Annotated in this window: 31 protein-coding genes and 1 other RNA gene; 6 read left to right on the forward strand and 26 right to left on the reverse strand. The window is 61.9% G+C overall.

Annotation, left to right across the window (positions count from 1 at the left end; all coding sequences use genetic code 11):
• Positions 1-151 precede the first annotated feature (151 nt).
• The 4 genes from NUH19_RS01610 to NUH19_RS01625 all read left to right on the forward strand — a co-directional run bounded on the left by NUH19_RS01610 (position 152) and on the right by NUH19_RS01625 (position 5,367).
• A complete protein-coding gene (locus NUH19_RS01610; RefSeq protein ID WP_262314903.1) occupies positions 152-2,347 on the forward strand; it encodes an LTA synthase family protein in 2,196 nt (731 codons plus the stop codon).
• Positions 2,348-2,540: 193 nt separating this feature from the next.
• Entirely contained in the window at positions 2,541-3,302 is a 762-nt protein-coding gene (locus NUH19_RS01615) for a hypothetical protein (protein WP_262314804.1), read from the forward strand.
• 37 nt (positions 3,303-3,339) lie between these two features.
• The gene (locus NUH19_RS01620) at positions 3,340-3,912 is read left to right on the forward strand and encodes a hypothetical protein (RefSeq protein WP_262314805.1); all 573 of its coding nucleotides are present in this window, start codon (positions 3,340-3,342) and stop codon (positions 3,910-3,912) included.
• Between the two features lie 156 nt (positions 3,913-4,068).
• Positions 4,069-5,367 (forward strand): Y-family DNA polymerase, encoded by a 1,299-nt coding sequence (locus tag NUH19_RS01625; RefSeq protein ID WP_262314806.1) that lies wholly within the window; start codon positions 4,069-4,071, stop codon positions 5,365-5,367.
• Here NUH19_RS01625 and NUH19_RS01630 read toward each other — a convergent pair whose 3' ends face one another.
• The 5 genes from NUH19_RS01630 to NUH19_RS01650 form a co-directional block, all read right to left on the reverse strand.
• Positions 5,368-5,868 carry a hypothetical protein gene (locus tag NUH19_RS01630; protein WP_262314807.1) on the reverse strand — a complete coding sequence of 167 codons (501 nt, stop codon included), beginning with the start codon at positions 5,866-5,868 and terminating at the stop codon, positions 5,368-5,370.
• Positions 5,869-5,970: 102 nt separating this feature from the next.
• Complete coding sequence (locus NUH19_RS01635; RefSeq protein WP_262314808.1) at positions 5,971-6,405, reverse strand: ACT domain-containing protein; 435 nt, start codon at positions 6,403-6,405, stop codon at positions 5,971-5,973.
• Between the two features lie 69 nt (positions 6,406-6,474).
• Positions 6,475-6,819 carry a hypothetical protein gene (locus NUH19_RS01640; RefSeq protein ID WP_262314809.1) on the reverse strand — a complete coding sequence of 115 codons (345 nt, stop codon included), beginning with the start codon at positions 6,817-6,819 and terminating at the stop codon, positions 6,475-6,477.
• An 81-nt stretch (positions 6,820-6,900) separates the two neighbouring features.
• Positions 6,901-8,376, reverse strand: a complete 1,476-nt coding sequence (locus NUH19_RS01645) for a sensor histidine kinase (protein WP_262314810.1) — start codon at positions 8,374-8,376, stop codon at positions 6,901-6,903.
• A complete protein-coding gene (locus NUH19_RS01650) occupies positions 8,373-9,101 on the reverse strand; it encodes a response regulator transcription factor (RefSeq protein WP_262314811.1) in 729 nt (242 codons plus the stop codon). Before NUH19_RS01650 ends, NUH19_RS01645 begins: the two co-directional genes overlap by 4 nt.
• A 161-nt stretch (positions 9,102-9,262) precedes the next feature.
• Here NUH19_RS01650 and ssrA point away from each other — a divergent pair.
• Both ssrA and NUH19_RS01660 read left to right on the forward strand, forming a co-directional pair.
• Positions 9,263-9,628, forward strand: a transfer-messenger RNA (tmRNA) gene (ssrA, locus tag NUH19_RS01655).
• Between the two features lie 258 nt (positions 9,629-9,886).
• Complete coding sequence (locus NUH19_RS01660) at positions 9,887-10,225, forward strand: hypothetical protein (protein WP_262314812.1); 339 nt, start codon at positions 9,887-9,889, stop codon at positions 10,223-10,225.
• 44 nt (positions 10,226-10,269) lie between these two features.
• Here NUH19_RS01660 and NUH19_RS01665 read toward each other — a convergent pair whose 3' ends face one another.
• The 21 genes from NUH19_RS01665 to NUH19_RS01765 all read right to left on the reverse strand — a co-directional run bounded on the left by NUH19_RS01665 (position 10,270) and on the right by NUH19_RS01765 (position 26,847).
• Complete coding sequence (locus NUH19_RS01665; RefSeq protein WP_262314813.1) at positions 10,270-11,631, reverse strand: amino acid permease; 1,362 nt, start codon at positions 11,629-11,631, stop codon at positions 10,270-10,272.
• A gap of 146 nt (positions 11,632-11,777) precedes the next feature.
• Positions 11,778-12,233 (reverse strand): hypothetical protein, encoded by a 456-nt coding sequence (locus NUH19_RS01670; RefSeq protein ID WP_262314814.1) that lies wholly within the window; start codon positions 12,231-12,233, stop codon positions 11,778-11,780.
• A gap of 96 nt (positions 12,234-12,329) precedes the next feature.
• Positions 12,330-13,520, reverse strand: a complete 1,191-nt coding sequence (locus NUH19_RS01675; protein WP_262314815.1) for an acetate/propionate family kinase — start codon at positions 13,518-13,520, stop codon at positions 12,330-12,332.
• Positions 13,521-13,522: 2 nt separating this feature from the next.
• A complete protein-coding gene (locus tag NUH19_RS01680; protein WP_262314816.1) occupies positions 13,523-14,539 on the reverse strand; it encodes a class I SAM-dependent methyltransferase in 1,017 nt (338 codons plus the stop codon).
• Positions 14,540-14,609: 70 nt separating this feature from the next.
• On the reverse strand, positions 14,610-14,819 hold the full coding sequence (locus NUH19_RS01685) for a hypothetical protein (protein WP_262314817.1): 210 nt from the start codon (positions 14,817-14,819) through the stop codon (positions 14,610-14,612).
• On the reverse strand, positions 14,806-15,273 hold the full coding sequence (locus tag NUH19_RS01690) for a prepilin-type N-terminal cleavage/methylation domain-containing protein (RefSeq protein ID WP_262314818.1): 468 nt from the start codon (positions 15,271-15,273) through the stop codon (positions 14,806-14,808). The genes NUH19_RS01685 and NUH19_RS01690 overlap by 14 nt, the downstream gene beginning before the upstream one ends.
• Positions 15,245-15,484, reverse strand: a complete 240-nt coding sequence (locus NUH19_RS01695; RefSeq protein WP_262314819.1) for a hypothetical protein — start codon at positions 15,482-15,484, stop codon at positions 15,245-15,247. The genes NUH19_RS01690 and NUH19_RS01695 overlap by 29 nt, the downstream gene beginning before the upstream one ends.
• 38 nt (positions 15,485-15,522) lie before the next feature.
• Positions 15,523-15,972, reverse strand: coding sequence for a prepilin-type N-terminal cleavage/methylation domain-containing protein (locus tag NUH19_RS01700; RefSeq protein ID WP_262314820.1), 450 nt, complete (start codon positions 15,970-15,972; stop codon positions 15,523-15,525).
• Positions 15,969-16,286 carry a prepilin-type N-terminal cleavage/methylation domain-containing protein gene (locus NUH19_RS01705; RefSeq protein ID WP_262314821.1) on the reverse strand — a complete coding sequence of 106 codons (318 nt, stop codon included), beginning with the start codon at positions 16,284-16,286 and terminating at the stop codon, positions 15,969-15,971. The genes NUH19_RS01700 and NUH19_RS01705 overlap by 4 nt, the downstream gene beginning before the upstream one ends.
• Entirely contained in the window at positions 16,283-17,260 is a 978-nt protein-coding gene (locus NUH19_RS01710) for a type II secretion system F family protein (protein ID WP_262314822.1), read from the reverse strand. The genes NUH19_RS01705 and NUH19_RS01710 overlap by 4 nt, the downstream gene beginning before the upstream one ends.
• The gene (locus tag NUH19_RS01715; RefSeq protein WP_262314823.1) at positions 17,257-18,105 is read right to left on the reverse strand and encodes an ATPase, T2SS/T4P/T4SS family; all 849 of its coding nucleotides are present in this window, start codon (positions 18,103-18,105) and stop codon (positions 17,257-17,259) included. Before NUH19_RS01715 ends, NUH19_RS01710 begins: the two co-directional genes overlap by 4 nt.
• Positions 18,106-18,214: 109 nt before the next feature.
• Positions 18,215-18,646, reverse strand: a complete 432-nt coding sequence (locus tag NUH19_RS01720) for a MarR family winged helix-turn-helix transcriptional regulator (protein ID WP_262314824.1) — start codon at positions 18,644-18,646, stop codon at positions 18,215-18,217.
• 15 nt (positions 18,647-18,661) lie between these two features.
• Positions 18,662-20,236, reverse strand: coding sequence for a HAMP domain-containing sensor histidine kinase (locus tag NUH19_RS01725; RefSeq protein ID WP_262314825.1), 1,575 nt, complete (start codon positions 20,234-20,236; stop codon positions 18,662-18,664).
• Positions 20,236-20,922 carry a response regulator transcription factor gene (locus tag NUH19_RS01730; RefSeq protein ID WP_262314826.1) on the reverse strand — a complete coding sequence of 229 codons (687 nt, stop codon included), beginning with the start codon at positions 20,920-20,922 and terminating at the stop codon, positions 20,236-20,238. The genes NUH19_RS01725 and NUH19_RS01730 overlap by 1 nt, the downstream gene beginning before the upstream one ends.
• 360 nt (positions 20,923-21,282) lie before the next feature.
• Positions 21,283-22,707 (reverse strand): NADP-dependent phosphogluconate dehydrogenase, encoded by a 1,425-nt coding sequence (gene gndA, locus NUH19_RS01735; protein ID WP_262314827.1) that lies wholly within the window; start codon positions 22,705-22,707, stop codon positions 21,283-21,285.
• Positions 22,708-22,787: 80 nt separating this feature from the next.
• Positions 22,788-23,333, reverse strand: a complete 546-nt coding sequence (locus NUH19_RS01740; protein WP_262314828.1) for a YceD family protein — start codon at positions 23,331-23,333, stop codon at positions 22,788-22,790.
• Entirely contained in the window at positions 23,326-24,489 is a 1,164-nt protein-coding gene (locus NUH19_RS01745) for a nucleotidyltransferase (protein ID WP_262314829.1), read from the reverse strand. The genes NUH19_RS01740 and NUH19_RS01745 overlap by 8 nt, the downstream gene beginning before the upstream one ends.
• On the reverse strand, positions 24,486-25,238 hold the full coding sequence (locus tag NUH19_RS01750; protein ID WP_262314830.1) for a class I SAM-dependent DNA methyltransferase: 753 nt from the start codon (positions 25,236-25,238) through the stop codon (positions 24,486-24,488). The genes NUH19_RS01745 and NUH19_RS01750 overlap by 4 nt, the downstream gene beginning before the upstream one ends.
• The gene (gene rsfS / locus NUH19_RS01755; RefSeq protein WP_276580115.1) at positions 25,235-25,594 is read right to left on the reverse strand and encodes a ribosome silencing factor; all 360 of its coding nucleotides are present in this window, start codon (positions 25,592-25,594) and stop codon (positions 25,235-25,237) included. The genes NUH19_RS01750 and rsfS overlap by 4 nt, the downstream gene beginning before the upstream one ends.
• Before the next feature lie 16 nt (positions 25,595-25,610).
• Complete coding sequence (gene yqeK / locus NUH19_RS01760; protein WP_262314831.1) at positions 25,611-26,213, reverse strand: bis(5'-nucleosyl)-tetraphosphatase (symmetrical) YqeK; 603 nt, start codon at positions 26,211-26,213, stop codon at positions 25,611-25,613.
• Positions 26,206-26,847 (reverse strand): nicotinate-nucleotide adenylyltransferase, encoded by a 642-nt coding sequence (locus tag NUH19_RS01765; protein ID WP_262314832.1) that lies wholly within the window; start codon positions 26,845-26,847, stop codon positions 26,206-26,208. Before NUH19_RS01765 ends, yqeK begins: the two co-directional genes overlap by 8 nt.
• Between the last annotated feature and the right edge of the window lie 3 nt (positions 26,848-26,850).

Below are 26,850 nucleotides of genomic sequence, written 5' to 3' on the forward strand. Positions count from 1 at the left end.
ACCAGACCGCCCGGGGCTTCCGTCGCCGTTTAAGGCATTCTTACGAAAAGGTGGCCGGGTCTCATTTCGTTTGCCCCCCTCAGGCGTTACGGGTACAATGAAACGGAACCTTTACGAACGGGAGGATACCGTGAAAAACCTGATCAAGCGCATGCGTTCCACGCGCCTCGGCTTCTTAAGCCTACTATTGATATTGATCTGGCTGAAGACCCTGTTCGCCTACTACGTTGACTTCAAGCTCGGCGCAACGGGCCTTCTCCAGCAGATTATCTTGTTCTTCAATCCGCTGGGGGCGTCGGCTGCGCTGCTGTCTTTGGGCCTGTACCCGCGCCGGGCCAAGGTTGGCTACTGGCTGGGCGGCGTGATTTACGTCCTGCTGTGTACACTGCTGCTCACCAACGTCTTGTACTACCGCGAGTTTTCCGACTTCATGACCGTCGGCACCGTGATGAGCGTCAAGAACGTCTCGTCCGGCCTGGGTGGCTCGTTTGTCAACATGATCATCTGGCAGGACCTGGTGTTTGGCGTCGACATTCTCGTGGCCCTAGCTGGCTTTTTGGGCTACGGCGTCTGGAACCTGTGGCGCTACAGCCACCACCAGCCGCTGCGCTGGCCGCACTTTGGGCTGCGCTTCGACGCGCGGCCAATGCCCTACCACGTCCCGCAGGCGGTGTCTGCCGTGGCCGTCGCGCTGTTTGGCCTCAACATGACCATCAGCGAGTTGAACCGGCCGCAGCTGTTGACCCGGACCTTCGATCGCAACTACATCGTCAAGTACCTAGGACTGGCACCGTTCACCGTGTACGACGCCTTTCAGACGGTGCAAAACAATCAGGTTCGCGCCACCGCCGACAGCGCCGACATGGACAAGGTGCTGGCCTACACCAAGGCCCATTACGCCAAGCCGAGTCAAAGCTATTTTGGCGCGGCCAAGGGAAAGAACATCATCATCATCCACCTCGAATCCTTCCAGCAGTTTCTGATCGGCGCCAAGATTGACGGCCAGGAGGTCACGCCGTTTTTGAACTCGCTGGTCAAGGAAAAGGACACGCTGAGCTTCGACAACTTCTACCACGAGGTCGGCCTGGGCAAGACCTCGGACGCCGAAAACATGCTTGAGACCAGCACCTTCGGCCTGTCGACCGGCTCGCTGTTCTCAAGCCTCGGCACCGACAACACCTTCCAGGCCGCGCCGGCCCTGCTCGATCAATACGCCGGCTACACCAGCGCGGTGTTCCACGGCGGCAACGGCACCTTCTGGAACCGCAGCAACACTTACAAGAGCCTAGGCTACGATTACTTTTTCGACGGTGACTTTTACAACCACGAGGACGGCACCACCACCGAGTACGGGATCAAGGACAAGCTGATGTTCGCCGAGACCAGCAAGTACCTGACCCACCTGCAGCAGCCGTTTTACGCCAAAATCATCACGACCACCAACCACTACCCGTTTTACATCGCCGACTCGGACACCGACTTTCCGGATGCCGGCACGGCCGATCCTTACATCAACGGCTACTTCCGCACCGCCCATTACCTGGACGCCGCCTTGCGCGAGTTCTTCACCTACCTCAAGCAAAGCGGCCTGGAGCAAAACAGTCTGGTCATGATGTACGGCGACCACTACGGCATCTCCAATGACCGCAACCAGACGCTGTCAAGCGTTCTGACGGCCAGCACCTCCGATTCCACCGGCGACACCGCGGCCGACTGGACCGCCTTTGACGACACCAACCTGCAGCGGGTCCCGCTGATTTTCCACATGCCGGGCCTACAAGGCGGCCTCAACCACACGTACGGCGGCGAAATCGACGTGTTGCCGACGCTCTTGCACCTCGCCGGCGTCGACACCCACAACTTCGTGCAGTTCGGGACCGACCTGCTGGCGCCCAAGCACAATCAGGTCGTCGCCTTTCGCAACCACAACTTCGTGACCCCGCAGTACACGGTGCTCGGCAGCACCGTCTACAAGAACGGCACCGGGGCGGTGGTCACCCCGACCGCCGCGCTGCAAAAAAAGCTGGCGGCCATTCAAGAAGACGTCGACACCAAGCTGACCCTATCCGACACGCTGGCCACCAAGAACCTGTTGCGCTTCTACGTGCCAAGCGGCTTCACCCCGGTCAACCCGGCCAAGGCCGCGTTCAACCGCAGCCTGGCCAACATGCTGCAAGTGGAGCAAAAGAAGGGCAAGGCCTCGACCTCCTGGTTCAGCCAAAACCAGGCCCATCCCAGCATCGGCGACTACCAAACCGATGCCCCCGAGGTCCAAAGCAACCGCGATGTGATTACCCAATTCCCGGCCAAGGTTCGCAACCAGGCCACAAGCATTCTGACCAACTGAGGCGGTCGCCTGGCCACGCTTTCGCATCCCCAAGGCGCGTTTTGACAAACGCGCCTTTTTGGTGTGGTCCTTTCGCCGGGCGTTTCTTCCGGGGAAGTTCATATATTTTTCAAACCTGGCGGCTATACTCGTTATTGTAAAGGGCGAAAGCCTTTAATCCGGCGGGACTCCGCCAGCCAAGGCAGGTGACGACATGCGGTTTCTCGAACGAACTTTCAGTGCATTGCGCTACCACCGCGCCGCCTACCTGGCCGAGTTCGTCGCGAGCCTCCTGCTTTGTGCCGTCAGCATCCTGATGCTCACGGTTCGCGCCCAGGGGCTTGACATGCGCCAGAACTTCGGCGACCGGCTGGCGCAGTTCACGCCAAGCGCCGTCACTAAGGCCGGTCAGCTGATCGGCGGCGTCCAGCGGGCTTACAGCCAGCTGGATTCGCAGCTACTTTGGGCCTGGGGGCTTTTGATCGGCGCCACCGCGCTGGTCAGCTTCCTGTTCGCCCTGCTGTTTGCAAGGCGCCGGCGCCAGGAGAGCCTGGCCTACCTGATGGTGGGCAAAAGCACCGGCGCGATTCTCGCTCAGTACCTGCTTGAAAGCCTGATTGTCGCCGGCGCCGGCTTCCTGGCCGTCTGGCTGCTATGCCTGTTGTTCGGGGCGAACGCGGCCGGCTGGCTGAGTCAGCTGACCCGCGCCGGCTTTTCCGACCAGCTGCAAGGTACTTTGGCGACCGGCACCATTTCACGCGACCTGACGACGCTGATGCACTCCCATGTCACCACCTTCAGCGGTCCCGGCCTCCTCGTGCCCAACCAGGCGCCTGGGGCCCGGCCGGCGCTTGCCCTCAGCGGTGAGGGCTGGACCCTGATTGCCATCGTCGGGGCCGTCGCCTTCGGTCAGGCCGGCGCCTGGCTGCTGCACCTCGGGCGCCTGCGTTGGCACCTGCGGCGAAGCCAACCTTAGACCTTAGCGTTTTCCCTCACCAGAAAGGAGGGCCACCATGCCACTATTTCACAACCGCGCCGCCAAGGCCTTCCAAGCACAACTGCACCAACTCTTCAGCCCGGCGGATCTCTACTTCATCTATCAACCGGACCAGGCCACCCTGCAAACCACGACCCGGACTTACAGCCAGCAATTCCTGGCCAACGGGGCGCGGAAGGCGCTGGGCCTGATTGATGAAACCGACGCCGGCATCATTCCCTACCTCAGCGTCCAGGCCAACCTGCTGATCAACGGCCAGACCCAGTCGTTCGCCCTGATTCCCGCCGCCTTGCGCCGCGACCTCGTGTTCCTCGACCAGCCGGCGCGGGATCTGACGCCGGCGCAAAGCCTGTACGTTCAGCTGTTTCGCGGCCTGTTCGCCGGGCGTCAGTTCCTGCTCATGGCAGACTTTCCTCAGTCCATGACCCTGCAGGAGAAGCGCCTGTTCATGGACACCGCCACCACCGCCGTTCGCCAGACCAACACCAGCCTGCTGGTGCTGACCACCGACACCAACCTGGTCGCCGCCCATCCCGCCACGAGCTGGTGGGCGGCGCCAGACCTGCAGCCAACCGCCGCGGCGCAGTAGCCTGCCGCCGCCCAGTATGACGCGCCAAAAGGCCTTGCCGCAACCCCGCGGCAAGGCCTTTTGCGCGTTTTGCCCCCGCAAGGCCGCACGACACCGGTGGCATCGCGCTTGCTTTTTGCGAACACACGTTTGTATAATGAGGGGCGAGGTGATCCCATGTATGCCCAAGAACCCCACCGCGTGGTGTTTTTGATCGATAACAAGTCCTTTTACGCCTCGGTCGAATGCGTCGCGCGTCACCTGAATCCGCTCAAAACGCCGCTGGTGGTGATGTCCGAACAGGAAAACACCAACGGCGGCCTGATCCTGGCCACCTCGCCGACCGCCAAGGCGAACTACGGACTGCAGGCCAACGTCAGCCGGCAACGCGATTTGCCACAGGACCCCGCGCTGATCGTGGTGCCGCCGCGCGTGAACCTTTACATCAAGCGCAATCTCGCCATCAACACCATTTTTCAGCGCTTCACCGCGGCCGGCGACTGCTGGCCTTACTCCATCGACGAGTCCGTGCTCGACGTCACCCGCTCGTGGCGGCTGTTCGGCGCCTCGCCGCTCGCCGTGGCCAAGCGCATTCAGGCCACCGTTCACCGCGAGCTCGGGCTGTATCTGACCATCGGCATCGGTGAGAATCCGCTTCAGGCCAAGCTGGCACTGGATCTGTTCGCCAAGCACACGCCCGACTTGATCGGCGAGCTCAGCTACGCCACCTTCGCCGCCAGGATCTGGCCGCTCACCGAGTTGGACGCGGTGTGGAGCATCGGGGCTCGCACCGCCAAGCGCCTCAAGCGCCTCGGTGTCACCAGCATGTACGACCTCGCCCACCTGCCGCCGGCCGCCTTGAAAGCCGAATTCGGCATCATCGGCACCCAGCTGTTCGCCCTGGCCTGGGGCGTCGACCGCAGCGAGTTGGCGCGGCGCATTCGCGTTCGCGCCCCAAGCATCGGTAATTCGCAGGTGCTACCGCGCGATTACGCCACCCAAGAAGAGATCGAGCGGGTGATCACCGAAATCGCGCAGCAGGTCGCGGCCAGGCTGCGCCACCACCACCGCAAGGCCGGTCGCATCAGCCTGAGCATCGGCTTCTCCTACGCCGCAAGCGCGGCCGAGCAGCGCAGCGGCTTCAGCCACAGCGCGACCATTCCGCCGACCAATCAGGACGCGCCACTGGCCGCCGCCTTGGTGCGACTGTTTCGCAAGGCCTGGCAAGGCCAAGTGGTGCGTAACGTCGCCGTCAGCACCGGCCACCTGGCCCCCGACGTCGGCGAGCAGCTGAACCTGCTTGAGCCCGTGCGGACCCAGCTGCACCGCACCGACCTCAACCGCGCCTTGGACGACATCCGCACCCGCTTTGGCTTCACCCGCCTGGTGTACGCCACCAGCCTGCTGCAAGGGGCCACCGCCATCGCCCGGGCGGGGCTGGTCGGCGGCCACAACGGCGGCAACGCCTACGACTGACTACAGCGAAAAATGATAGGCGGTTTCATCGGCCAGGTGCATCGCGTCAACCACCGCCACCCCGTGCTGCTCCTGCACTTGGGCCAGCAGGTAATCCCGCACGTCCATGGTCAGGTAGGTCGTCACGCCCTGCTCGATCGCCGCAGACAGGCCCAACCCGTGGTGGCGCAGGCCGCGAATCTTGGCCCAGGTGTGGGCGAACATCACCCGCCCGGTCAGGTCAATGTGGACCCGCAGCGTCCCCTTGCGTTCGTGATCATCGAAGTGCAGCACCGCCACGCGAAAATGGGCACACCACACCGCGACCAGCAGCAGCACCGCCAGCCCCAGCGCGACCAAGGCCGCTAACGCCACCGCCGCCAGCAACCCACCGGCGGCCGCCAGCGGCACCCCGGCTAGCCAGACGCTGGCCACCAACACCGCAAGCACCAACATGAGAGCCGGCAGCAGCACCACCAACCCCAGGAAAATCACAAACACCAGCCGCACCACACGCCCCATGGGTCGTCGCCACCTCACATCAGATTAGATATCAGTTAGAATAACCCTCATTTTACGATTTTTCAAGCAGCAAAAAAGCGCAGCCCTCGCTGCGCTTTTGCGTCACTCAACCGAAATCAGCGTCACGTCCGTCACCCCGCGCGACCGCTTCAACGACGCCATCAGGTCGTCGACGGACCCCTTGAGATTCGAGATATCAAAGGAGATCACCACGCTGGCCCAATCGTGAATCGGGATGTTCTGATTGATGGTCACAATGCTGGCATCTGCGGCCGACATCGTGTTGAGCACCTCGGACAAGATGCCGCGGTCGTGGTGCAGCATCAACGAAATCACGGCCTTGCGCTGCGTCAGGCCGGTGTCTGGCATGAACACGTAATCCTTGTACTTGTAGTAGGTACCGCGGCTGATGCCGACCAGCTTAACCGCCTCGGACACCTGCCGCACCTGGCCGTTTTCGATCAGGTTCCGCGCCTTGATCACCTTGTCGACGACCTCGGGCAAGATGCTGCTATCAACGATGTAATACTTTTCCATGGGAAAGACCCCCGTGCCAAAATGTTGCCTTCATTGTACCACGAAAGCTAGACACGTGTTCCAGAATGTTTACGGTTCGAGATGTTCCTCGTGGTACCCGGTCGCCGGCCGCGGTGCCTGGGCTCGCGCCGCCGCGCGGCCCTGCAACCCGCGAATCACCAGCCGCACCAGCAGACCGCCGAACAACACGACGAACAGACCGCCGAGTGCCACCAGCCCCCAGTCGCGCTTGCCCAGCAGGCTGGCCAACGCCAGCCAGAGGCCAAGCCCCAGGCCGGCGGCGTTGACCACCCCGGCAAGACCGAACAACACGCGGTTACGCACCGCGTGACCCGGTCGGTAAGTCGGCGCAAACAGGTACTCGGCCAACGGCTCCAACAGAAACTCCAGCAAGCCGCCCAACAAATCCCCCATGCCCTCATCTCCTTTGAACCGATTATGCCACCACCAAGCCGCCGTGTCATCCGCCTTGGGTCCGACCACGCCAAAGGGGTTCTACTTGGTGTGGGTGATCGGTGCCTGCTGCGGCGCGGTTTCCTCATCCGGGAAGGTGACCTTGAAGGTGGTCCCCACGCCCTGCTGGGAATCGACGGTGATGCTGCCGCCGTGCAGCGTGACCAGCTGGTGAACGATGGCCAGCCCCAGCCCCGACTCACCGTACTTGGTGTTTTTGCGCGACGGATCGGCCTTGTAGTAGCGTTCCCAGATGTTTTGGACCTGGTCTTCGGTCATGCCGATGCCGGTGTCAGACACCGCCAGCTCGGTTTGGTGGTAGCCGGCCTTGGCACTCAGCGTGATGGTGCCGTTTTGCGTGAACTGGATCGCGTTTTGGGCGATGTTGAACATCACCTGCACGAAGCGGTCGTGGTCGGCGTATACCGGCACGTCGGCCGCGGCGTCAAGCACCAGCTTGTCGCCGGCGGCATCGGCCTTTTGCTTGAGCTGGGATACCATCCCCGCAAGCGCCTCAGCGGCGTTGAAGGTCTGCTTCTTGAGCAAAATCTGATTGGTGCGAATTTTTTCGTAGTCGAGGTTCTCGTTGACCAGGCGAATCAGGCGTTTGGTCTCGTTGCGCATCAGCTCGATGGACTGGCCCTTGCTCTCCTCGGGAATCGCATCGTAGGCCAGGCCCTCGAGCAGCCCGTTGATGGTGGTCAGCGGGGTTCGCATCTCATGCGCCGCATCGGCCATGAACTGGCGGCGCCGCTCCTCTTGCCGGTGAATCTCGGCCTGGCTGTCGCGCAGCGAGTGGACCATGTCCTGAAAATCATTGGCCAGATCCGACACCTCGTCGTGGCTCTTGCTTTGCACATGGACATCGACGTCATAATCACCTTCGGCCACCTGGTGGGTCACCTGGCGCAGCCGGTTAATTCGGTTGACCTGGTAACGGGCGACGAAATAAGACACGACGATGGCGACCAGCGCCGACAGCAGAAAGGCGATGAACAGGTTGTACTCGGTTTTGCGAATCGAGCTTTGGATGTTGTCGACCGGCGCATAGGCCGCGACCACGAACAGCAACTTGTCGCTGAGAAACACCGGCCGGTAGTAAATGGTCATGCTCTGCTGCTTGCCGTTTCTGGGGTTGGTGGTCAGCTCGGGCAGCGCCACCGAGGTCCCCTTCTTGAGCTTGGCCCAGGTCTTCGCCTCGATGCTCACGACCATGTTGGCCTGGTTGTTGGGGTAAACCGCGGCGTTGTCGGCGTTGTAGATCATGAAGTGGACGCGCTGGTTTTGCAGGATTTTCTCGGAATTTTGGATGAAGGCCGCGTTGGGCTCAAAGGCGCTGCGGGCGACGTTGACCTGCAAGGCGTTGTCGGCCAAAACGTCGGTGTACTCCTCCAGCTGATCGAAGCTGTTGGACCAGACGTTGGCGGTGGTCGAGCGAATGAACAGCACCGACACGATCGCCATCATGACGAAGATGACGCCGAAAATCGCCAGCATCTGCTGATAAAGCATCTTCATGCTTGCGTGTCCAAGGCGGAGTCATCGAACTTGTAGCCGACGCCCCACACGGTTTGAATGATCTGCGGCCCAACCCTCTCGATTTTTTGCCGCAACTTCTTGATGTGGGCGTCGACGGTTCGCTCGTCGCCGTAGTACTCGTAATCCCACACCAGCTGCAAAAGTTGCTCGCGCGAGAAGACCTGCTTGGGGTTTTTGGCCAGCGTGTGCAGCAAGTCGAACTCCTTGGGTGTCAGCCCCTCGATCAAAGACGAGTCGAGGTAGGCCTCGCGCGTCTTGGTGCTGAGCTTGAAGTGGGCGGTGACCACGTCGAAGTCGCCGTTGTCCGCCTCGGCGTCTGCGGTCGGTGCGACCTCAACCTCGGCGCGGCGGTGCAGCGCCTTGATCCGGGCCACCAGCGTGATCGGCGAGAAGGGCTTGGTCACGTAATCGTCGGCACCAAGCTCCAGGCCAAGCACCTGGTCGCTTTCGGAGTCACGCGCCGTCAGCATGATCAAAGGCACCGTGGCCGACAGCTTGCGAATCTCCTGAGCTACCTGCATGCCATCCATCTTCGGCAGGTTCAGATCCAGCGTGATGATGTCGAAGCTCTCAGGCGCCGCCTTGAACAGGGCCAGGCCCTCCTCGCCATCGTAGCCGTTGACGACCTCCCACTGCTCTTTTTTAAAAAACATGTCCATCATTTGGGCAACGCTCTCGTTGTCCTCAATCATCAAAATTTTCATTTTTTACTCCTCGGTTTAGCTTGTTGCAGGCATTCGCGGCCGGCAGTCACACAACCGCCGTGCGGCCGGGTCGGCGCAGTCTTTCTTCATGTTTCAGAGTAGCACGGCACCGGCCCTTTGACAAACGATTATCGCCCGTGCTACCATATAGGTTGCATATCGGGGGTGTAATGGTCTCGACATTGGTCTTGGCACCCGTGGTGCACTCCGGAGTCCGTCTCCGTCATCAACGGACACAGTTAATTTAACTGCAAACAAAGAAAACTCTTACGCTCTCGCTGCTTAATTAGCGCCTTAGCGTGATCCTCCCGTTGTCGCTCAAGCGGCGGATCTGGGTCTCAAATCAATTGAGCTACGGTCACCTTTCCCGTCTGAATCGGTGACAAGAGATCATCAGACTAGCGCTTGCGGGTCAGCCCTGTGACCTGGCGCACCGCCTGCGCGAATTTCAAATGAGGTCACTATGAGTGTAGAGCTGCGCTTCGCGGGGCTGATGGACAGGAGTTCGATTCTCCTCACCTCCATTGGTCAATCCCCGATGAACCGGCGACGCGATTTCCGCGTCGCCGGTTTTTGTTTGCGCCGATGACCCGTAAGTCTATGATGCCCGAAAGCTGTGAACATTCTGTGTCAAAAGCGGTGAGATTCCCGGACGCTGCGCCTGCAAGCGAGGCAACAAACTTGAACTCGGTGCCGCCAAGGTGGTGCAATAGCAGTGGCGGCAACCCGCCGCAGACGTCCAGTCCGGATCGACGTGAAAAGCTGGGATAAAGATGGGGGCAAACATGAAGAAAGTAATCGCAGCGCTGCTGACCGCCTTGACGGTGCTTTTGGTGCTGACCGCGTGTGGCGGCGCCAAGGCGGCCGACTACCCGACGGCGGCCAAGGCCGAGGCGGCCCTGAACGCCGGCAAGAAGCTGGAAGGCAAAACCGTGACGTTCAAAGTCCTGAAGGTGGAACCCAGGAGTGCCTTTGGCTACAACCTCGAGGCCGGCAAACACCTGAACTTTGCATCTGCCAAGAACCCAGGCGTCAAGAAGGGCGCGACGGTGACGGTCAAGGTGAAGAAGGTCGCGTCGATGCTGGGTTCGTACATCATCAGCTACACCGACCTGAAACAGTGACGCCAAAAAGGCCAGTCATCAAGGACTGGCCTTTTTGAATCCCACTACTGTTGAACGCGCCGGCGGTGCAGCCGGTATCCCGCCGCAATCGCCACCAGCCACGCCAGGGAAAGCAGGGCCGGCACCGCGGTTTCGCCGTGAACCAGCATCACCACCCCGGTGACGGCGAGGAAGGCCAGCGCCAGGTAATCGCCAACCGGAAACCAAGGCGCCTTGAAGGTGTTGGCCGTGGGATTGAGCCTGCGAAACTTGAGGTGAGCGACGAGGATGGCCCCCCACACGAAGAGGAAGCTGGTGGTCGCAACGCTTGAGATCAGCTTGAACACCCCGCCCGGCAGCAGCATATTCAGCACCACGGCCACGGCGATGATCAGCGTCGAGGCCAGAATGGCGTTGGCCGGCACCTGGCGCCTTGAGAGCTTGCCGAAGCGCGACAGGCGCGGGTTGGGGCTGTGCAGCGTGAGCGAAAACAGCATCCGACCGGTCGAAAACAGGCTGGAATTGCAGGCCGAGGCCGCGGCGGTCAGGACCACGAAGTTGATGATGTCGGCCGCCGCCCGGATGCCGACGCTGTCAAACACCTGGACAAAGGGGCTGGAGGTCGGGCTGACCGCAGACCAGGGGTAGATGCACATGATCACAAACAACGCGCCGATGTAAAACAGGATGATCCGCACCGGCAGCTCGTTGATGGCCTCGGGAATCACCTGCTTGGGGTTGGCGGTTTCACTGGCGGTCAACCCCACCATTTCCACCCCGGCAAAGCTGAAGGTGACCATCTGAAGCGACGCGAGAAACCCGCCGAGGCCCTTAGGGAACAGGCCGCCGTGGCTGACCAAGTTGCTCAGACCGGCCGTGCCGCTCCCGGTGCGGTAATGCACGATAATCATCCAAGCGCCAACGACGATCAGCGCGATGATGGCGACGACCTTGATCAAGGCGAACCAGAACTCGGCCTCACCGAACAGCCCGACGGAAATCAGGTTCACCAGCAGCAAAATCAACAGCGCCACCAGCCCCGGCACCCACTGCGGCACCTGCGGCAGCCAGTAGCGAATGTACATCCCCACGGCGGTCACCTCGGCCATGGCGATGGCCAGCCAGCAAACCCAGTAGGTCCAGCCCGTCACAAAGGCGGCGCCGCGGCCGAGGTAGCGGCCGATGAAATCGACGAAGCTGTGCTGTGACAAGTCGGACAGCAAAAGCTCCCCCATCGCCCGCATCAGGAAAAAGCACATCCCCCCGGCCAGCAGGTAGGCCAGAAGAATCGAGGGTCCCGCCTGGTGAATCGACTGCCCCGCCCCGAGGAACAGGCCGGTGCCGATGGTGCCGCCGATGGCGATCAGTTGAATGTGGCGGCTCTTGAGACTGCGGGAAAGCTCGGGTTGATCCGTGGTTTTAGACATGTGTGTTCCTCCAGACATGTCGTCAGTATACCAGTTCCCAAGGCCGCCACAAAGGCGTTCGGTCGCCCCGCCACACCAAAAAACCGCGCGGCCGGCCCGGCCTCACGCGGTTTTGTTCACTTTGCCAGCAGCGGCGTGAAATTAATTCACTTCACAATGACCACCCGCTGCGGCGGCATCTGCTGCTTCAGGTACTTGGCCAGTGTCGCGGCATCTTGCTTGAACATCATCTTGACCACGGTCACCTGACCGACCGTCGCGATCAGCTGGGTGCCACGCGAGGCGGCGCTCAGCTGCACTTGTGTCAGCTGCGCCAAGGGCCGCATGCTGGCAAAGCCGTTGATCAGCTCCATGCTGCTGATGCCGCGGCGCCAAGACGCAAACACCAGCAGCATGCCGACAATGAACAAGCCGCTGACGTAATCGTTCAACGTGTGGCTGGTGGCCACCGTGAAGCCGGCCATCAACACCGCCACGGTCAGGTAAAAGGCCAGCCAGCCGCGCCGGATTCGGGCCTTGAACACCAGGGTGTGTCGCACGTACAGCAAGGCTCCGGCGGCGATCACCAGCACCACCAGTAGCGCCCAATTCATTAGACTCATGCGCATCCTCCATTCATTGACGTTACCTTACACTTTTGATTGGCTCCGCACAAGCCCAAAAAAGGGGGAGGCCGCGGCCTTCCCCTGTCGTTGACATTACTTGCTCAGCCGAACCACGTCACGCGCGATCATCAGCTCTTCGTTGGTCGGCACCAAAAGCACCTTGACCTTGGAGTCGTCGCTTGAGATGATGCGTTCCTTGGCCATCACGTCGTTGCGCTCGTCGTCAATCTTGGCCCCGAAGACGGAAAGCCCCTCGATGATGCGCTTGCGTTCGCGCTTGTCGCCTTCGCCCATGCCGGCGGTGAAGACCAGCACATCGATGCCACCCATTTCGGCGATGTAGCCGGCGACGTACTTCACGATGCGGTTGGTGAAGATGTCGATGGCCAGCTGGGAATCCGGCCGCTCCTCGCGGGAGTTTTCGATTTCGCGCATGTCGGGCGACAGCCCGGAGATGCCGTACAGCCCGGATTGCTTGTTCAAAATGTCGATGATGTCCTGCGGATCACTCAAGTTGAGCTTTTGCATCAGGTAGGCGACCAAGGACGCGTCGATGTCCCCGCTGCGGGTGCTCATCGTGACGCCGGCCAGCGGTGTGAAGCCCATCGAGGTGTCAAAGGACTTCCCGTCTTTTTCCGCCGTGATCGAGACACCGGAACCCAGGTGCATGGTGACCATGCGCAGATCCTTGAGGTCCTTGCCCAAAATCTCGGCGGCGCGGTGGGACACGTAGCGGTGGCTGGTGCCATGGGCGCCGTACTTGCGAGCCCCGTACTTCTTGTAGTAGTCCTGGGAGATGGAGTACAGGTAGTTCATCTTCGGCATCGTGGTGTGGAAGGAGGTGTCAAACACGCCGACTTCCGGAACGCCTGGCAAAAGCTTCATGAAGGCACGGATGCCGTTGGCCTCGGCCGGGTTATGTAACGGTGCGTATTCCGCCAAGTCGTCCACTTCCTTAAGGGACTCAGGCGTCAGCAGCTCGGATTCCTTGAAGCGCTCACCCCCGGCGACGATGCGGTGGCCGACGCCTTCGATCTCGGCGTAATCCTTGATGATGTCAAGCTCGATCAGGGCCTTCAGCAGCATGTCGACGGCCATGTCGGCGGTTGGGATGTCTTTGACCACCACGTATTTTTGGCCATCGCCGTACTTGACCTTGAACTCGGAGTCGGTCAGGCCCATGCGGTCGACCATGCCGCTTGCGATCACGGTTTCCTCGGGCATGACGAACAGCTTCCACTTCAGCGTGGAGCTACCGGCATTAATTGCAAGAATCTTTGACATTGTTACATCTCCTCTAAATTAGTTGCAGACCATGTCCGCACCTCTGCCAAAAAGGCGCTGAATGCCTGCTGGTCCTCAAGCGCCGGGAATGTTCCCAGCAGCACCTGCTTGGCCTGGTGCGCGTTGGGGCCGGGCTTTTGCAGCACCAACAGCGACTTGCGAGCCGCCGCCGTGGCAAACAGCGATTCCGGCAGGTTGAGCAAGCCCTGAAAGTGCATGTGCCCGGTCAGCCAGGCGGTCAGGCCATTGGCTTCGGTGGACTGAAACACGCCGCTTGGCACGAAGAACAGCCCCAGACCGCCCGGCCGCAGCGCCCGCATGCTCTGCTCGATCAGCAGGTGGTGGGCGAAACTGTGGCCGGCGGTCGCCGCCGTGTCGAACTGCTTGGCTCGCTCGTCCAGCGGGTAGTACCCCACCGGCAGATCCGACACCACGAGGTCACGCCCCGTGGCCGCAAGCTGGGCCAAGGCGTCCTGGTGGTACAGCGTGACGTCCAGCTGCTGCATGCGCCCGCTCATGTCGGCGAAGGCCAGCAAGGACTCGTCGTTGTCAACCAAGGTGCCGCGCGTGGCCACGCCAAGGGCCGCATGCAGGCGGTTCATCACGGCGTAAATCAGGTTGCCCGACCCTGCCGCAAAATCGGCGACTTCAAGCGGCTCCTGCGCGTTTTTGATGAAGGTCGTGACCAGAAACGTCGCCAGTCCCGCCATCAGGTCCGGTGTCACCTGCTTGTTAGGCTCGATGCCATCCACCTGAATGGCCTTGACCAAGACCAGCTGCCAGGCCTCGCGAATCTCCTCTGCGGTGTAGGCGCCGAGGTCGATGGGGTCCAGCAAGGCAGTCAGCGCCTCGACGGTGGCCTGGCTAGGCTGGCCGTCGGTTCGGGCGATCTTGCCTGCAAGGAGGTCATCGCCAATCTCCACCGCGCAATCCAGGTAGCTGACATCCAGCTGCTTGTGCAGTTGCGTTGTCGCCGCCTCAAGCGCCGTGTAAAGTGACTTCAAATGTGCGTTTGACATAGTGCCTCCTTAAATGTACATGACCAATGATACCGGTCAACTGTATCATAATCAAGCGGTTTCTTTCGCATTATTCCGGCGTTTGGCTGGTATCGGGCACCTGGTGTTCCGCCTCCCATTCCGCATAGGCAGCGCGGAAAGCCTCCCGTTCCACCTTGAGCCGAACGCTGTACTCATCATGCCAGATTGCAAACTGCCGCGTCAATCCCGCGGCCAGCAGCAGCACCACGGCCAATAGCGCCAACGCACTGAGCAAGGCGCTGGCGCTACGGCAACGCATTCAGCACCCCCGACAGCGCGGCGCCGTCGACAAACGAGAGGCGAAAGCCAATCTTGTCGTGCGGCAGGGTGGTGAATTTGACCGCATTAACCCCTTCAATTAGCGGCCGATACCCCCCAAGCTCCGTGACCAGACGCAGTTGAGGGGGATTGGGCGACTTAACATATGCCTCGATGATGTCGGTCTTAGAATTGCCCTCCGCGTCGACCGGTCGCGGCATCGCCAGCCTGCCCTCGGACAGAATGGTCAGCGGCTTGCCGGCCGTGAACGTGGCCATCATGCGCTCGGCGTCCAAAGCATTGAGCGTCTCTCGCTCATGCGCCCAGCCGCGCAGGCCGAACGCCACCGCGGCCCCCCACAATTCGACAGACGCCGCCAGTAACGCCAAGGCGACGACTGCCTCAATCAAAGTAAAGGCCGCGCGATTACGGCCAGGTGCCCACCAATGTGTCATTCAGCCACACCTCCAGTTGATTGCCATGGTTTTTGACGACATAGTCGCTGTCACCAACCGTGATGGTCACTTCCCCATCCCGGTTTGGATCAAGCGATGCGAGCCCCACGCGAGCGGCATACCAAGACGCGGTTTCGATTCGCGCCGTCACCACCTGTTGCTGATAGCCATGCTGAACCAGCAGGATCACGGCCACAATCAAGGCAATCACACTCAAGGCCGCGAGGTGCTCGGCGAGAACCAGTGCCTCTAATCTTCTGAAGATGTGATCATCCCCCCACCGATGTTGAAGGTCAGCGTGACTTGACCGCCTTGGGAGCGTCTGAAATATAGTTTTTGGGCTTGCGTGAAGGTCCCAGGAAGCATCGGCATCAAAATGTCGCCACCGCTCTTCAACGGCTGGCCCTCTGCATCAACTAGGATTACACTGGCTGGCACCCGTAGCACCCAACTGCGCGGCGGGATCGCAACCACCTGAAACTGAATGCGTTCCTGATTGTACAGTAGCGAGCCGCCTTGCTTGGACAACAGCACCTCATGCCGCAGGTGGTCCCACTCGTCGACCAAGGCGGCGAAAAACTGGGCCTGCTCGCGGCGTTCGAGCTCGGCTCGCCCCACCCGCACCCCGATTAAGGCCAGCACCAGCGCGACGGCCAGGGCAACCGTCACCTCGATCAGGGTGAAGCCACGCCGCCTCATTTGACGGCAAAGCGCGGCGGCGTATCGCTGGCCACGTAGGTCGCACCGCTGGCCAACGCCTTTTGCTGCGCCGCGGTGATGATATTAGCCTTGACCAGCGCATCGACGCTGGCGAACGTACTGGTGGTCGCGCTTGGTGAGGCATAGGCCACCTCAATTTGGGTGTTCACGCTGGCCACCGTGGCCTCCAGCTGCTTGCTGTTGGCCTGCTCCAGCTGGGCGCGAATGGTCACCACAAGCGTCAGCGTCAAAACGATGATCAGCCCCAGCGCGGCTAAGACCTCAATTAATGTAAAACCCTTGCGTCGTTTCATCCGAATCCTCCCCCGCCGTACAGCGGTCCCAAAAGCGTCTGGTACATCAGCACAATCTGGATGCCAATCAGCAGAAACATCACCGGCTGCACCAGCGCCAACCACCGCTCGCTGCGAGCCGTCAGCGCCGCCAGCAGGTCCCGGGCTAACAGCGCCATCCCGTTGCTGACCAGGGCTGGAGTCTGCCCCATCCCCAGCAGCTTTCGCGCCGGCGGATAAACCAGCGGGTGATCCAGCACCGCGTCCAGTGCGGTGCCGGCCACCACCCGTGCCTGCATGCCCTGGGCCGTGTGGCGCCACACCCCCGGGGCGAGCGTCGCCAGCTGATCCAGGTAGGCCGTCAGCGGCAGCCCCCCGGCCAGAAACTGCGCCGCCCCACTGACGAACTGGTAGCGGTAGTAGTCTCGCGCCATCGCAGCCACCCCGGGCAGCCGCAGCAGCAACCGGCCACGGTGCAGCGGCGACAGGCGGTGCCAGCCTAGCGTCAACAGTCCCGCCACGACCCCCAAAACACCGACCACCACGGCCTGAATCCGCAATCCGGTGACGTGGCCGGTGCCAAGCGCCGGCAGCAGCTGAACCCACAGCACCCCTTGGATTCCGGCCAGAAACAGCAGCAGCACCACGGGGTAGACCAGCAGCTGCCGCAGGTGCCGCCAGCCGGCCTGCTGAAGCTGCAAAAAATCAAGCGCGGCCGCAAGTCCGGCCGTCAACTGGCCATGGACCCCGGCCAGCGTAGCCTGGGTCACCACCACCTGGCCGAACCCGGCGGCGTCAAGCGCCGTGGCGACCCCAGCCCCGGCCTCCAGCTGGTTGACCATGCGCCGCCAGTGGGTGCGGTACTTGGGCTGGCTGGCGGCCAGGTAGGCCAGCCCCTCGGCCAGGGTGAACCCAACCTGCAGCAGGCTGATCAGATCGCGCCCGGCGGCCAGCTGGACGCCGATCGGCAGCCGCGGCTTCCCCAGCCGACTCATTTTGGCCCCTCGTCATCGAAGCGAACCAGGTCCAACACCGGGTGCGGCACCGGCCGTGGAACCAGCGTGACCGCGGCCGCCGCGGTCACGGCCGCCTGGACCAGGGAGTCGACCACGCCCAGCGCCTGAAGCCGAAGCGGCACCAGCGCAGCGGTGCGCGCATGCACCGTGGTCAGCACCAGGTGGCCGCTGATCGCCGCCTCGCAGGCCTGCTGGGCGGTGGCGAAGTCTCGCACCTCGCCGATCACCAGCACATCCGGGCGGTGGCGCAGCGCGGCCTTGAGCAGCGCGGCGTAGGTCATATCGGCCTCCGGGTTGACCTGCAGTTGCACGAACGCCGGCTGAATGATTTCGACCGGGTCCTCGATGGTCATCACCATCTGCGTGGCGGCCAGCTGCGCGGCCACCTGGTACAGCAGCGTAGTCTTGCCGCTGCCGGTCGGGCCGCTCAGCGCGATCAGGCCCCGCCGGGCGGCCAGCGCTACGAGCGTCGCCACCACTGGGCGACTCCAGTCGTCAAGCGCCGGCACCCCGTGGAGAAAGCGAATCACCAGGGTCTCGCGACCGGCGTAATCCCCCACGGTGCTGAGGCGCAGCGGCGTCGCCAGCCCGGCCAGCGTGACCGCTCCCAGCTGGACGCGCCGGTGTTCGCTGACGTTCATTCCCGCCGCATACTTCAGGTAGTTCAGCCACTGGCGGCCCTGCGCCTGGCTGACCGTGCGATCGCTGGCCAGTCCAGTGCTGGTTCGCACCACCACGCGGTAGCCGGCCGGCTTGGGCAGCAGGTACAGGTCACTGGCCCAGGCGGCCACCGCCGCCTTGAGAATCGCCATCAGGGATTCCATCGACTCACCTCCTCATTAGAGATTCCGCCAACCGAGGCGATTCCCCCCGGTGAGCCCCGATTTTTTTGACGCCACGCAAAAAGCCACCGCCTCTTGGCAGTGGCTTGACTCAGTGGATGATCTCGGCGGCGACGCGGCGCATGATGCGCAGCAGGTCCTCGGCGTCTTCATCCCCGATTTGTTGAACCCAGCCGTAAAAGCGCTGGTGGATGGTCGCGTTCAGCGCGGTGGTCACCTGCTCGCCACGCTCGGTCAGCCGCAGGTACAAGCGGCGCCGGTCGGTGGCATCGCGCTCCTGGATGATGTAGTCGTTCTCAAGCAGCGTCTTAATCTGGCGCGAAATCGCGGCGCGGGTCACCCCGCGGGACTTGGCGACATCCGAAATCGACAGCTTCGAGCCGCGGTGCAGGTCGCGCATGATCAAAAACTGCTCAAAAGACAGCTTGTACTGCTTCATCGGGGCGGAAACCAGGTCGCCGACGTACTTGAACCCGGTCATGTACACCTCGATGTAATCGTCTAGCAGGTCCGGCTTGGCCATGGCCACGACTCCTCTCTAAAGTTGACTGTGCAATGTGGTCGGCTGCTCGCCGGCCGCCTTGGCCGCCTCCTGGGTTCGCAGCTTGTCCGCTAGCTCCGGTGTGATCACCGGCAGGTCGATGCGAAAGCTCGAGCCGTGACCCAGGGCCGAGTCGACCGAGATCTCGCCGTGGTAGCTTTCAACCAGCTGCTGGGCGATGGACAGCCCCAACCCGTTGCCGCCCTTCTCGCGGCTTCGCGCCTTGTCGACGCGGTAGAAGCGGTTGAACACCCGGTCGCGGTCCTTGGGGCTGATGCCTTCGCCGAAGTCCTGGACGGCCACCGCCACACCGTCGCTGTTCTCGGCGGCGGAGACGTGAATTTCCTTGCGCGTCGTCGAGTACTTGACCGCGTTGTCGAGCAAAATGATCAGCACCTGTTCAAGGTGGTTGCGGTACATGCGAATGAAGGTGCTGCCGGCCAGGTCGTTGTCCAGCGTGAACACGAAGTCGGCGTGAATCATGCGAAAATCATTGACCACCTGCTCGATAATCTGGTTGAGATCGCACACGGCGTTGGGAAACTGCACGTCGACCTGATCGGCGCGGGTGAGGTCGAGCATTTCCTGGATCAGGCTCTTCATCCGGGTGACCTCCTGCAGGCTGGCCGCCAGGGACTCGTTGAGCACCTCGGGGTCATCTTTGCCCCAACGGTTCAGCAGCTGGAGGTGCCCCTCCAGGATCGCCACCGGCGTTCGCAGCTCGTGGGAGACGTCTTGCACGAATTCGCTTTGCTGATCGATGAAGCGCTGGATGCGATCAAGCATTTCGTTGAACTCCAAGACCAGGTCACCGAGCTCATCGCGCCGCCGCAGCTGGGGAATCCGCACGCTGCTTTGGGGCTCCTCGTTGACCACGTCGATAGTCTTGGTGATCAGCTTGATTGGCTTGACGAAGTTTCGCGCCAAGAAGAAGCCGATGGCCAAAGAGACTAGCAGCGCCGCGACGAACAGGCTGCCGATCAGAATCCAGATCTGACGCATGGTCGCGTAAAACGCGGTCATGCGGTCGGTCACCTGCACAAAGCCGATGTGCCGCCCCGTGACCGTCGAGACAATCGGGGCGCTACCGACCATGCCCCGAAACTCGCTGTTTTGGAGCATGTCGATGCGCGTGGTGTTGACCTTGACCAGCGGCTCGTCGTGGTGGTGCGAGGAGAACACAATCATGCCCTGCTCGTCGTACACGGCCACGCTGATGTCGGCTCGCGAAATTTTTTGGATGACGGAGTCGGAGAAAATGCTGGTGCTAGAGCTGGCACTCTTGGCACTGTCGGACGCCGGCGCAGACATGCTGCTGGTGCCGTTGACCCGCGGCTCAACCGTTGACACGGAGAGGTTCGAAGCGACTGGGGATAATCGCTGCTCGACCGCGCTTAAGGTGTCGCTCACGCTGTTGCGTTCCTGCTCGACCAGAATCTGCCGCATCACGGTGACCAGCACCAAAGACAGCACCGTGAACGTGACAAAAATGCCGGCAGCAACGATGGCCGTCCACTTGAAGCCAAGTGGCAGCCGGTGGGTGCGGGTCGTCGTCTTTTTGGGGGCGACCATTAGGAGCGCATGACGTAACCGGTTCCCCGCACGGTTTGAATGTAGCTCGGCTCACCCGGCCGGTCGATCTTGTTGCGAATGTAGCGGACGTAAACGTCGACCACGTTGGTCTCGACGTCTGAGTGGTAACCCCAGACCTTGGATAGCAGGACGTCACGGGCCAAAACGACGTTGATGTTCTCCATCAAGGTCAACAGCAGCTCGTACTCGCGCTTGGTCAACTCGATGATGTCGTCACCGCGCCGCACGACCCGGTTCTCCTTTTCGATGGTCAAGTCGCGGTAGGTGATGGTCGTCTGCTTGGCCGCGTTGTGCTCGCCTTCGATACTGATGCGGCGCAGCAAGGCGCGAAGCCGCGCAAGCAGCTCCTCGATGGCAAACGGCTTGACGATGTAATCGTCGGCGCCGTGGTCAAGTCCGGAGACGCGGTCGATCACGGAATCCCGCGCGGTCATCATGATGATCGGGGTGTTCTTGACCTGCCGCACCCGCCGGCAGACCTCAAGCCCGTTCAGCTCCGGCAGCATCAAGTCGAGCAAGATCGCGTCCCAGTCCTCGGACAGCGCCGCCTCAAGCCCGGTGCGGCCGTTGAAGTGAACCGCGGTTTCGTATCCTTCGTGTTTCAGCTCGAGCTCGACGAAGCGGGCGAGGTTTTTCTCATCTTCAATAATTAAAATTCGGCTCATCGTTCTACTCCTTCGCGATTTCAGTTGGATTCAGCCGCCGCTGCCGATTTTCTCATTATCGGGGGCCGAACACGTGAATTTTCTCATGCAACTTCTTGCCTGCCTAGTGTAACACAGTCACGTTTTTTTGACTATCACACGAAGCTTTAACCATGACCTTTTTTGGCCGGTTGAGAGGAATTGTCAGGTACTCATTGGGCTAGTCCAATGAGTACGAAAGCTCGCGAATATTAATTAAATAATTACCGGTCTATTCCAATTTTGTGACCGGGTGGCGCCGGCCCGAGACGCAAAACGCGCAGCGACGCGCCGGCCTCAATGCTTGAGCCGAGCGTTGCTGCGCGTCAATGCTGCGTGAGTTTATTGTTCCTCGTACCAGGTGTAGTGGAAGGTGCCTTCGCGGTCCGTGCGGTTGTACGTGTGGGCCCCGAAGTAGTCGCGCTGAGCCTGGGTCAGGTTGGCCGGCAAAACCGCCGCGCGGTAGGAATCGTAGTAGGCGATGGCGGCGGAGAAGCCCGGCACCGGCACCCCGGCCTTGACCGCAAAGCCGACCAGGTCGCGAACGCTTTCCTGGTAGTTCTTGGCGATGGCCTTGAAGTAGTCATCCAAGAGCAGGTTCTTCAGCCCGGCGTCCTTGGTGTAGGCGTCGGTGATGTTTTGCAGGAACTTGGCGCGGATGATGCAGCCGGCACGCCAGATCTTGGCAATCGTGCCGTAGTCCAGGTCCCAGCCGAAGTGTTCCGAGGCCACGCGCATCTGCTCGAAGCCCTGGGCGTAGCTCATCAGCTTGGAGAAGTAAAGCGCCTTGCGGATCAGCTCGATGGTCGCCTTCTTGTCGGCGAACGTCACGTTGCCAACCGGGCGTGGCAGCACCTTGCTTGCGGCCACCCGCTCGTCTTTCATCGCGGAGATGTAACGGGCGTAGACGGACTCGGTGATCACGCTTTGCGGCACCCCAAGCTCCAAGGCGGATTGGGAACTCCACTTGCCGGTCCCCTTGTTGCCGGCGGCGTCGAGGATCAGGTCGACAATCGGCTTGCCGGAACCCAGGTCATCCTTGCGGGTCAAAATCTCGGCGGTGATGTCGATCAGGTACGAGGACAGCTCGCCTTCGCTCCATTCCTTGAAGGTCGCGGCGATTTCGTCAACGGACATGTTCAGCATGTTGCGCATCACGTTGTAAGACTCCGCAATCAGCTCCATGTCGCCGTACTCGATGCCGTTGTGGACCATCTTGACGTAGTGGCCGGCGCCGTCCGGCCCAATGTAGGTCACACAGGCCGCGCCGTCTTCGTCTGCCTTGGCCGCAATCTGGTTGAGAATCGGTGCGACCAGGTCGTAGGCGGCTTTTTGGCCGCCCGGCATCAAAGATGGGCCCTGCAAGGCGCCGAGCTCGCCACCGGAGACGCCCATGCCGATGAAGTTGATGCCGGACTTGTCCAGCTCGGCGTTGCGCCGGCGGGTGTCTTCAAAGAAGGTGTTCCCACCGTCGATCAGGACGTCGCCCTTGTCCAAAAGCGGCAGCAGCTGCGCGATGACCGCGTCGGTGCCGGCACCGGCCTTGACCATCATGATGATGCGGCGCGGCTTTTCCAAGCTGGCCACGAAGTCCTCAATGGTGTAGCTCGGCACGAGGTGCTTGTCGGCATGCTCGGTGGCAACGGCCTCGGTCTTGCTGCCGGTGCGGTTGTAAATCGCCACCGTGTAACCGCGGCTTTCAATGTTCAGTGCCAGGTTCTTGCCCATGACGGCCATTCCGATGACACCAATCTGTGGTTGATCCATAATCTGCCTCCTACTTTTTACGCGAAATTAAGCGTTCCTGCCTTATTTTAGCAAACTCAGGGGCAAAATTAAAGCCGGGCTCACTTATCCTGATCGTCGTCGAACAGCCCCTGCAGCTTGGCGAAGGCCGGGTTCGGCTTGGCGTCTGCGTGAGTCGCCGCGAAGTCGTCCTCGCTGACCACCGCCCAGTCGTCTCCTGCCGGCATCTCCCCGTCGGCGGCCTCGCCCGGCGTCAGCACCTGCATCGGAATCGCCAGCAGGATGTGATCGGTAATCGCCCGCATCAAGTCGAGTTCGTCGCCGTCTAGGTCGATCAGAAGCTGGCCGTCGTCGTACTTCTCGCGGTCCGAGGTTTCGGAAACGTAGACCTCGCTGAAGGTGAAGTCCAGCGGCCAGTCGACCGGCTTGAGGCTGCGCGTGGAAGGCACCACCAGCTTGCCGGCCACGGCAACGGTGGCGATGAAGTCCCCTTCCGTGAAGCGAACCGTGCCGCTCACGTGAATCGGGCTGACCGAGAGAATCTCCGGGTCGCGGCTTGTCAGCTCCTGTTCAAGCGCCAGCGTCTCGGCGAAGGCCAGCGGCGCGGCGCGGTGTTTCATTAAGTCTACCAAAGACCACTTAAGCATGAGTTCCTCCTTGGGCCGATCCGCTCAAGGGGATCCGTCCGTAATTTTGTGTCTGGTGCGTCAGCGTTTCAATCAGGCGATCGGCGCGGTGCTGGGCCGCCATCAGGCCATCCGGCGCCAGCATCGCGGCGCTGACGCGGGTCACCAGCGGCAAGGCCACCTGCTTTTTGACCTCGTGCAAAAACGCCTGGCCGACCGGCGTGAACCCCAGCACGTGCAGGTAGCGCCTGGCGCGGCCGGCTTGGACCTGTTCCTCGGTCAGGTTCAGCAGGGTACACAGGGCCAGGCGGCGCAGCCTGGCGTAGGTGTAGCGCTTGGACTTGACCCGGGCCATGAAGTCGGCAAAATCGGTGGCGGCGTCGATCTGCTGGGTGAAGCGGTACTCCAGCCCCTCGGCCATCGACGTCACCCGCCGCAGTTCGGCCAAGTCGGCGGTTTGAAGCCGGTAGCGCAGCAGCGGAAACAGCGCGTCCCACGTCAGGTGCGGCGCCGCCGCCAGCGCCGCTTGGGTGGCCGGCGGCACCAGCGTGCGTACCGCCGCCCCGGCGGCCACCGCCTGGCGAATCGCGCTGCCAGAGGCGGTGGTGCCGCAAGGGGCATCGGCGTCGTGTTCGGCGCCGACGCGAGCAAAGGGCAAAAGCGTCATCGCCGCCCCCTGCTGGTGGACGGCCTGGGCGTAGCTGAGCCCAAGCATCAGGTTGGGCTGCGTCGTGGCGACCCCGGTGACGCCTTCAAAGTAGCGGTTCAACTGGGTGGCGTAGGTCTGCGTGTAATCATCAAAATGCGTGGTCGCCGGTGGCGCCGACGCCAGCTGGGCGGCCAGGGCCGCGTAATCCAGGCCCGGCGCCTCGGTGCCAAAGGCCAGCGTCTCCACGCCCAAGGCGGCGAGCAGCGCGACCCCACCGGTGGCAAATTCCGAGGCCGCCTGCACGGCATCGAACACCGGCAGCTCGACCACCAAATCCGCCCCGCCGGCCAGGGCCGCGCGAGTGCGTTGCCACTTGTCGACAATGGCCGGCTCCCCGCGTTGCACGAAGTTGCCGGCCATCACGACCACCACCGCGTCGGCCTGGCTCAGGCGCCGAGCCGCAGCCAAGGCGTGAAGGTGGCCGTTGTGAAGCGGATTGAACTCCGCAATCATGCCAACGGCCTTCATTCGCCGGCCTCCCGCGCCTTCCTTGCGTGGAAGAACCAGCGAGTGCTGGTGTCCGCGATGGCCGCCGTCCCGAACTCGGCGGTCGCAGACACTAGCGCAAAGCCTGCCGCGGCCAGCGCCTGCTCAAAGTCGCGCTGCGGGTAGGTCCGCTCGTGGTGGGTCTCAAGCAGCGGGTGGTAGGCGTCCAGCTTCTCGTCGTACACGAAAAACGTCAGGTCGTGCTCCACGCTGTGCGGCACCGCCCCTTCGTAGCTGCTCCACATGAAGGCGTAGTCCTCGGTCTGGTAGTTGTACATGTAGCCGGGAAAGACCTGGTCCATCTGGTAAAGCGAATGCGCGTCGAAGAAAAAGTCGCCACCGACCGGCAAAACGCTTGCGACCTGCCGGAACACGGCGGTGACCGCCGCGAGGCTTGGCATGTAGCACAGCGAATCGTCAAAGCAGGTGACCACGTCGTACTGCGGCATGTCGGAGAGGTCTTGCATGTCGCCCATGATCAGCGGAATGTTGCGGCCCTCTCGGTCGATTTTCTGCTCGGCCAAGGCCAGCATCTCACCGGACAAGTCGAAATCGGTGACGGCAAACCCGGCCGCATCGAGCAAAAGCGCCAGGCTGCCCGAACCGCCGGCCAGCTCCAGGAGCTGCTGCCCGGCGGGGGCCACCCGTGCGACCACGTAGTCGCGCCACTGGGTGTAAAGCGTCTCATCCATCAGCGTGTCGTAGACTTGCGCGAATGTGCTGTAAATCATGCTTCCGTCAGCCACGCCGACAGGTCGACCAGCGGCGCCTGGGCCCAAAGCTTCTCCAGGTTGTAAAAGGCCCGGGCATCGGGCACAAAGACGTCCACGACCAGGTCACCGAAGTCCATCAAGAGCCAGTTGCTGCCCTTCTTGCCCTCGATGCGAACCGCGGGGCCACCGGCCTCTGCGACCTTGTCATCAATCGCATCGACGATGGCTTGGACCTGGCGATCGGAGCCGCCGGTCATGATCAGGAAGTAATCGGCCAGCAGGCTGACTTCCTTCATATCCAAGGCCACGATGTCCGTGGCCCGTTTGTCATCCGCGGCGCGAATCGCGATTTCAAGTAATTCTTCGGCTTTCAGAATGATTTCTCCTTTATTAGGCACGCGTTGTCACAAACGCGTTGTACGTCAGCAAAGTCTTCGGGTACACCACTTTGCGGTTGGCAATCAGGTAGGTCAGCGTGTTTTCAAGCTCGATGCGGGTGGCCTCGGTCATGTCGGTGGCCGCCGCCTCCCGCGCCTTTTGCTCGATGGGCAGGGCCCGGGCTGGCTCGATGAAGTCGGCGACGAAAATGATCTCGTCCAACAGCGTCATCTCGGGGTCGCCGGTGGTGTGGCGGCTGATCGCCTGCAGCACCAGCTTGTCGGTGATGCCGACCTCGGTTTCGATGAACCAGGTGCCGACGATGCCGTGCCACACGCCGCGGTTGTAGTTCAGCAAGTCGGGGTCAAAACCGTTGCGAACGATGGTCTCCTCGTAGGTGCTGACCGGCACCTGCTTGGCGTAGTCGTGAAGCAGCCCCGCTAGCCCGGCACGGTCGACGTCGGCATTGAAGCGTTCGGCCAGCTCACGCGCCGTCTGCTCGACGCGCAGGCAGTGCTGATAGCGCGGCTCATCCAGCCGGTTTTGCAGGTGGTTCAAAATCTCCGCGCGGCTCATGCCGTGGGTCAGGGTGCTTGGGTACGTGATTTCAGTCAAGGTAAAGTCCTTTCTCCCGAATGTACGTGCGAACCGCGTCCGGCACCAGGTAGCGAATGTCGCCGCCGGTGCGGATGCGCTCGCGCAGGGCCGTCGAGCTGATCTCGATCACCGGCGCGTCGACCCAGACAATCGGGTACGGCGTCGCCGGCACGTAGCCGCGCCGCCGGACGCCAACGAAGGTCACCAGCTTCATCAGCGCGTCGATCTCCCGCCACTTGGGCAGGTAGTTGACCATGTCGGCGCCGATGATGAAAAAGTAATCGGTGTCCGGGTGCAGCTTCTTAAGTACCCGCATGGTGTCGATGGTGTAGCTGACGCCGCCACGGCGAATCTCGGTCAGCTCCAGGTCAAACATGGGGTTGCCCGCAATCGCCAGGCGCAGCATGGCCACCCGGTCGGCCGCGTCGATCGCCTGCTTGGCATCGACGTGCGGCGGCTGGTTGTCCGGCATGAACAAGACCTTGGCAAGCCCCAGCTGGGTGCCGACCGCCGAAGCCATAATCAGGTGACCGTTATGCACGGGATTGAAGGTGCCACCAAACAGCCCGACTTGCTTCTTGCGCGGTCCCAGAATCTGGACGCTTTCGGCCGCGGTGATGACCGGCTGCGTTAACGTTTGCGTTGAATACACACG

It is taken from the genome of Lacticaseibacillus parakribbianus (genome assembly GCF_025490915.1).
Classification (GTDB): Bacteria; Bacillota; Bacilli; order Lactobacillales; family Lactobacillaceae; genus Lacticaseibacillus; species Lacticaseibacillus parakribbianus.

What these genes read in the sequence shown, in the direction of transcription:
- NUH19_RS01690 (WP_262314818.1), bottom strand. Translation starts at nt 15,273, where the DNA reads ATGACACATTGGTGGGCACCTGGCCGTAATCGCGCGGCCTTTACTTTG.
- NUH19_RS01700 (WP_262314820.1), bottom strand. Translation starts at nt 15,972, where the DNA reads ATGAGGCGGCGTGGCTTCACCCTGATCGAGGTGACGGTTGCCCTGGCC.
- NUH19_RS01615 (WP_262314804.1), top strand. Translation starts at nt 2,541, where the DNA reads ATGCGGTTTCTCGAACGAACTTTCAGTGCATTGCGCTACCACCGCGCC.
- NUH19_RS01745 (WP_262314829.1), bottom strand. Translation starts at nt 24,489, where the DNA reads ATGAAGGCCGTTGGCATGATTGCGGAGTTCAATCCGCTTCACAACGGC.
- NUH19_RS01610 (WP_262314903.1), top strand. Translation starts at nt 152, where the DNA reads ATGCGTTCCACGCGCCTCGGCTTCTTAAGCCTACTATTGATATTGATC.
- NUH19_RS01635 (WP_262314808.1), bottom strand. Translation starts at nt 6,405, where the DNA reads ATGGAAAAGTATTACATCGTTGATAGCAGCATCTTGCCCGAGGTCGTC.
- NUH19_RS01725 (WP_262314825.1), bottom strand. Translation starts at nt 20,236, where the DNA reads ATGGTCGCCCCCAAAAAGACGACGACCCGCACCCACCGGCTGCCACTT.
- gndA (WP_262314827.1), bottom strand. Translation starts at nt 22,707, where the DNA reads ATGGATCAACCACAGATTGGTGTCATCGGAATGGCCGTCATGGGCAAG.
- NUH19_RS01685 (WP_262314817.1), bottom strand. Translation starts at nt 14,819, where the DNA reads ATGCGTTGCCGTAGCGCCAGCGCCTTGCTCAGTGCGTTGGCGCTATTG.
- NUH19_RS01680 (WP_262314816.1), bottom strand. Translation starts at nt 14,539, where the DNA reads ATGTCAAACGCACATTTGAAGTCACTTTACACGGCGCTTGAGGCGGCG.
- NUH19_RS01650 (WP_262314811.1), bottom strand. Translation starts at nt 9,101, where the DNA reads ATGAAAATTTTGATGATTGAGGACAACGAGAGCGTTGCCCAAATGATG.
- NUH19_RS01730 (WP_262314826.1), bottom strand. Translation starts at nt 20,922, where the DNA reads ATGAGCCGAATTTTAATTATTGAAGATGAGAAAAACCTCGCCCGCTTC.
- NUH19_RS01630 (WP_262314807.1), bottom strand. Translation starts at nt 5,868, where the DNA reads ATGGGGCGTGTGGTGCGGCTGGTGTTTGTGATTTTCCTGGGGTTGGTG.
- NUH19_RS01705 (WP_262314821.1), bottom strand. Translation starts at nt 16,286, where the DNA reads ATGAAACGACGCAAGGGTTTTACATTAATTGAGGTCTTAGCCGCGCTG.
- NUH19_RS01665 (WP_262314813.1), bottom strand. Translation starts at nt 11,631, where the DNA reads ATGTCTAAAACCACGGATCAACCCGAGCTTTCCCGCAGTCTCAAGAGC.
- NUH19_RS01660 (WP_262314812.1), top strand. Translation starts at nt 9,887, where the DNA reads ATGAAGAAAGTAATCGCAGCGCTGCTGACCGCCTTGACGGTGCTTTTG.
- NUH19_RS01620 (WP_262314805.1), top strand. Translation starts at nt 3,340, where the DNA reads ATGCCACTATTTCACAACCGCGCCGCCAAGGCCTTCCAAGCACAACTG.
- NUH19_RS01710 (WP_262314822.1), bottom strand. Translation starts at nt 17,260, where the DNA reads ATGAGTCGGCTGGGGAAGCCGCGGCTGCCGATCGGCGTCCAGCTGGCC.
- NUH19_RS01750 (WP_262314830.1), bottom strand. Translation starts at nt 25,238, where the DNA reads ATGATTTACAGCACATTCGCGCAAGTCTACGACACGCTGATGGATGAG.
- NUH19_RS01675 (WP_262314815.1), bottom strand. Translation starts at nt 13,520, where the DNA reads ATGTCAAAGATTCTTGCAATTAATGCCGGTAGCTCCACGCTGAAGTGG.
- NUH19_RS01645 (WP_262314810.1), bottom strand. Translation starts at nt 8,376, where the DNA reads ATGAAGATGCTTTATCAGCAGATGCTGGCGATTTTCGGCGTCATCTTC.
- NUH19_RS01720 (WP_262314824.1), bottom strand. Translation starts at nt 18,646, where the DNA reads ATGGCCAAGCCGGACCTGCTAGACGATTACATCGAGGTGTACATGACC.
- NUH19_RS01625 (WP_262314806.1), top strand. Translation starts at nt 4,069, where the DNA reads ATGTATGCCCAAGAACCCCACCGCGTGGTGTTTTTGATCGATAACAAG.
- NUH19_RS01715 (WP_262314823.1), bottom strand. Translation starts at nt 18,105, where the DNA reads ATGGAATCCCTGATGGCGATTCTCAAGGCGGCGGTGGCCGCCTGGGCC.
- NUH19_RS01740 (WP_262314828.1), bottom strand. Translation starts at nt 23,333, where the DNA reads ATGCTTAAGTGGTCTTTGGTAGACTTAATGAAACACCGCGCCGCGCCG.
- NUH19_RS01670 (WP_262314814.1), bottom strand. Translation starts at nt 12,233, where the DNA reads ATGAGTCTAATGAATTGGGCGCTACTGGTGGTGCTGGTGATCGCCGCC.
- NUH19_RS01640 (WP_262314809.1), bottom strand. Translation starts at nt 6,819, where the DNA reads ATGGGGGATTTGTTGGGCGGCTTGCTGGAGTTTCTGTTGGAGCCGTTG.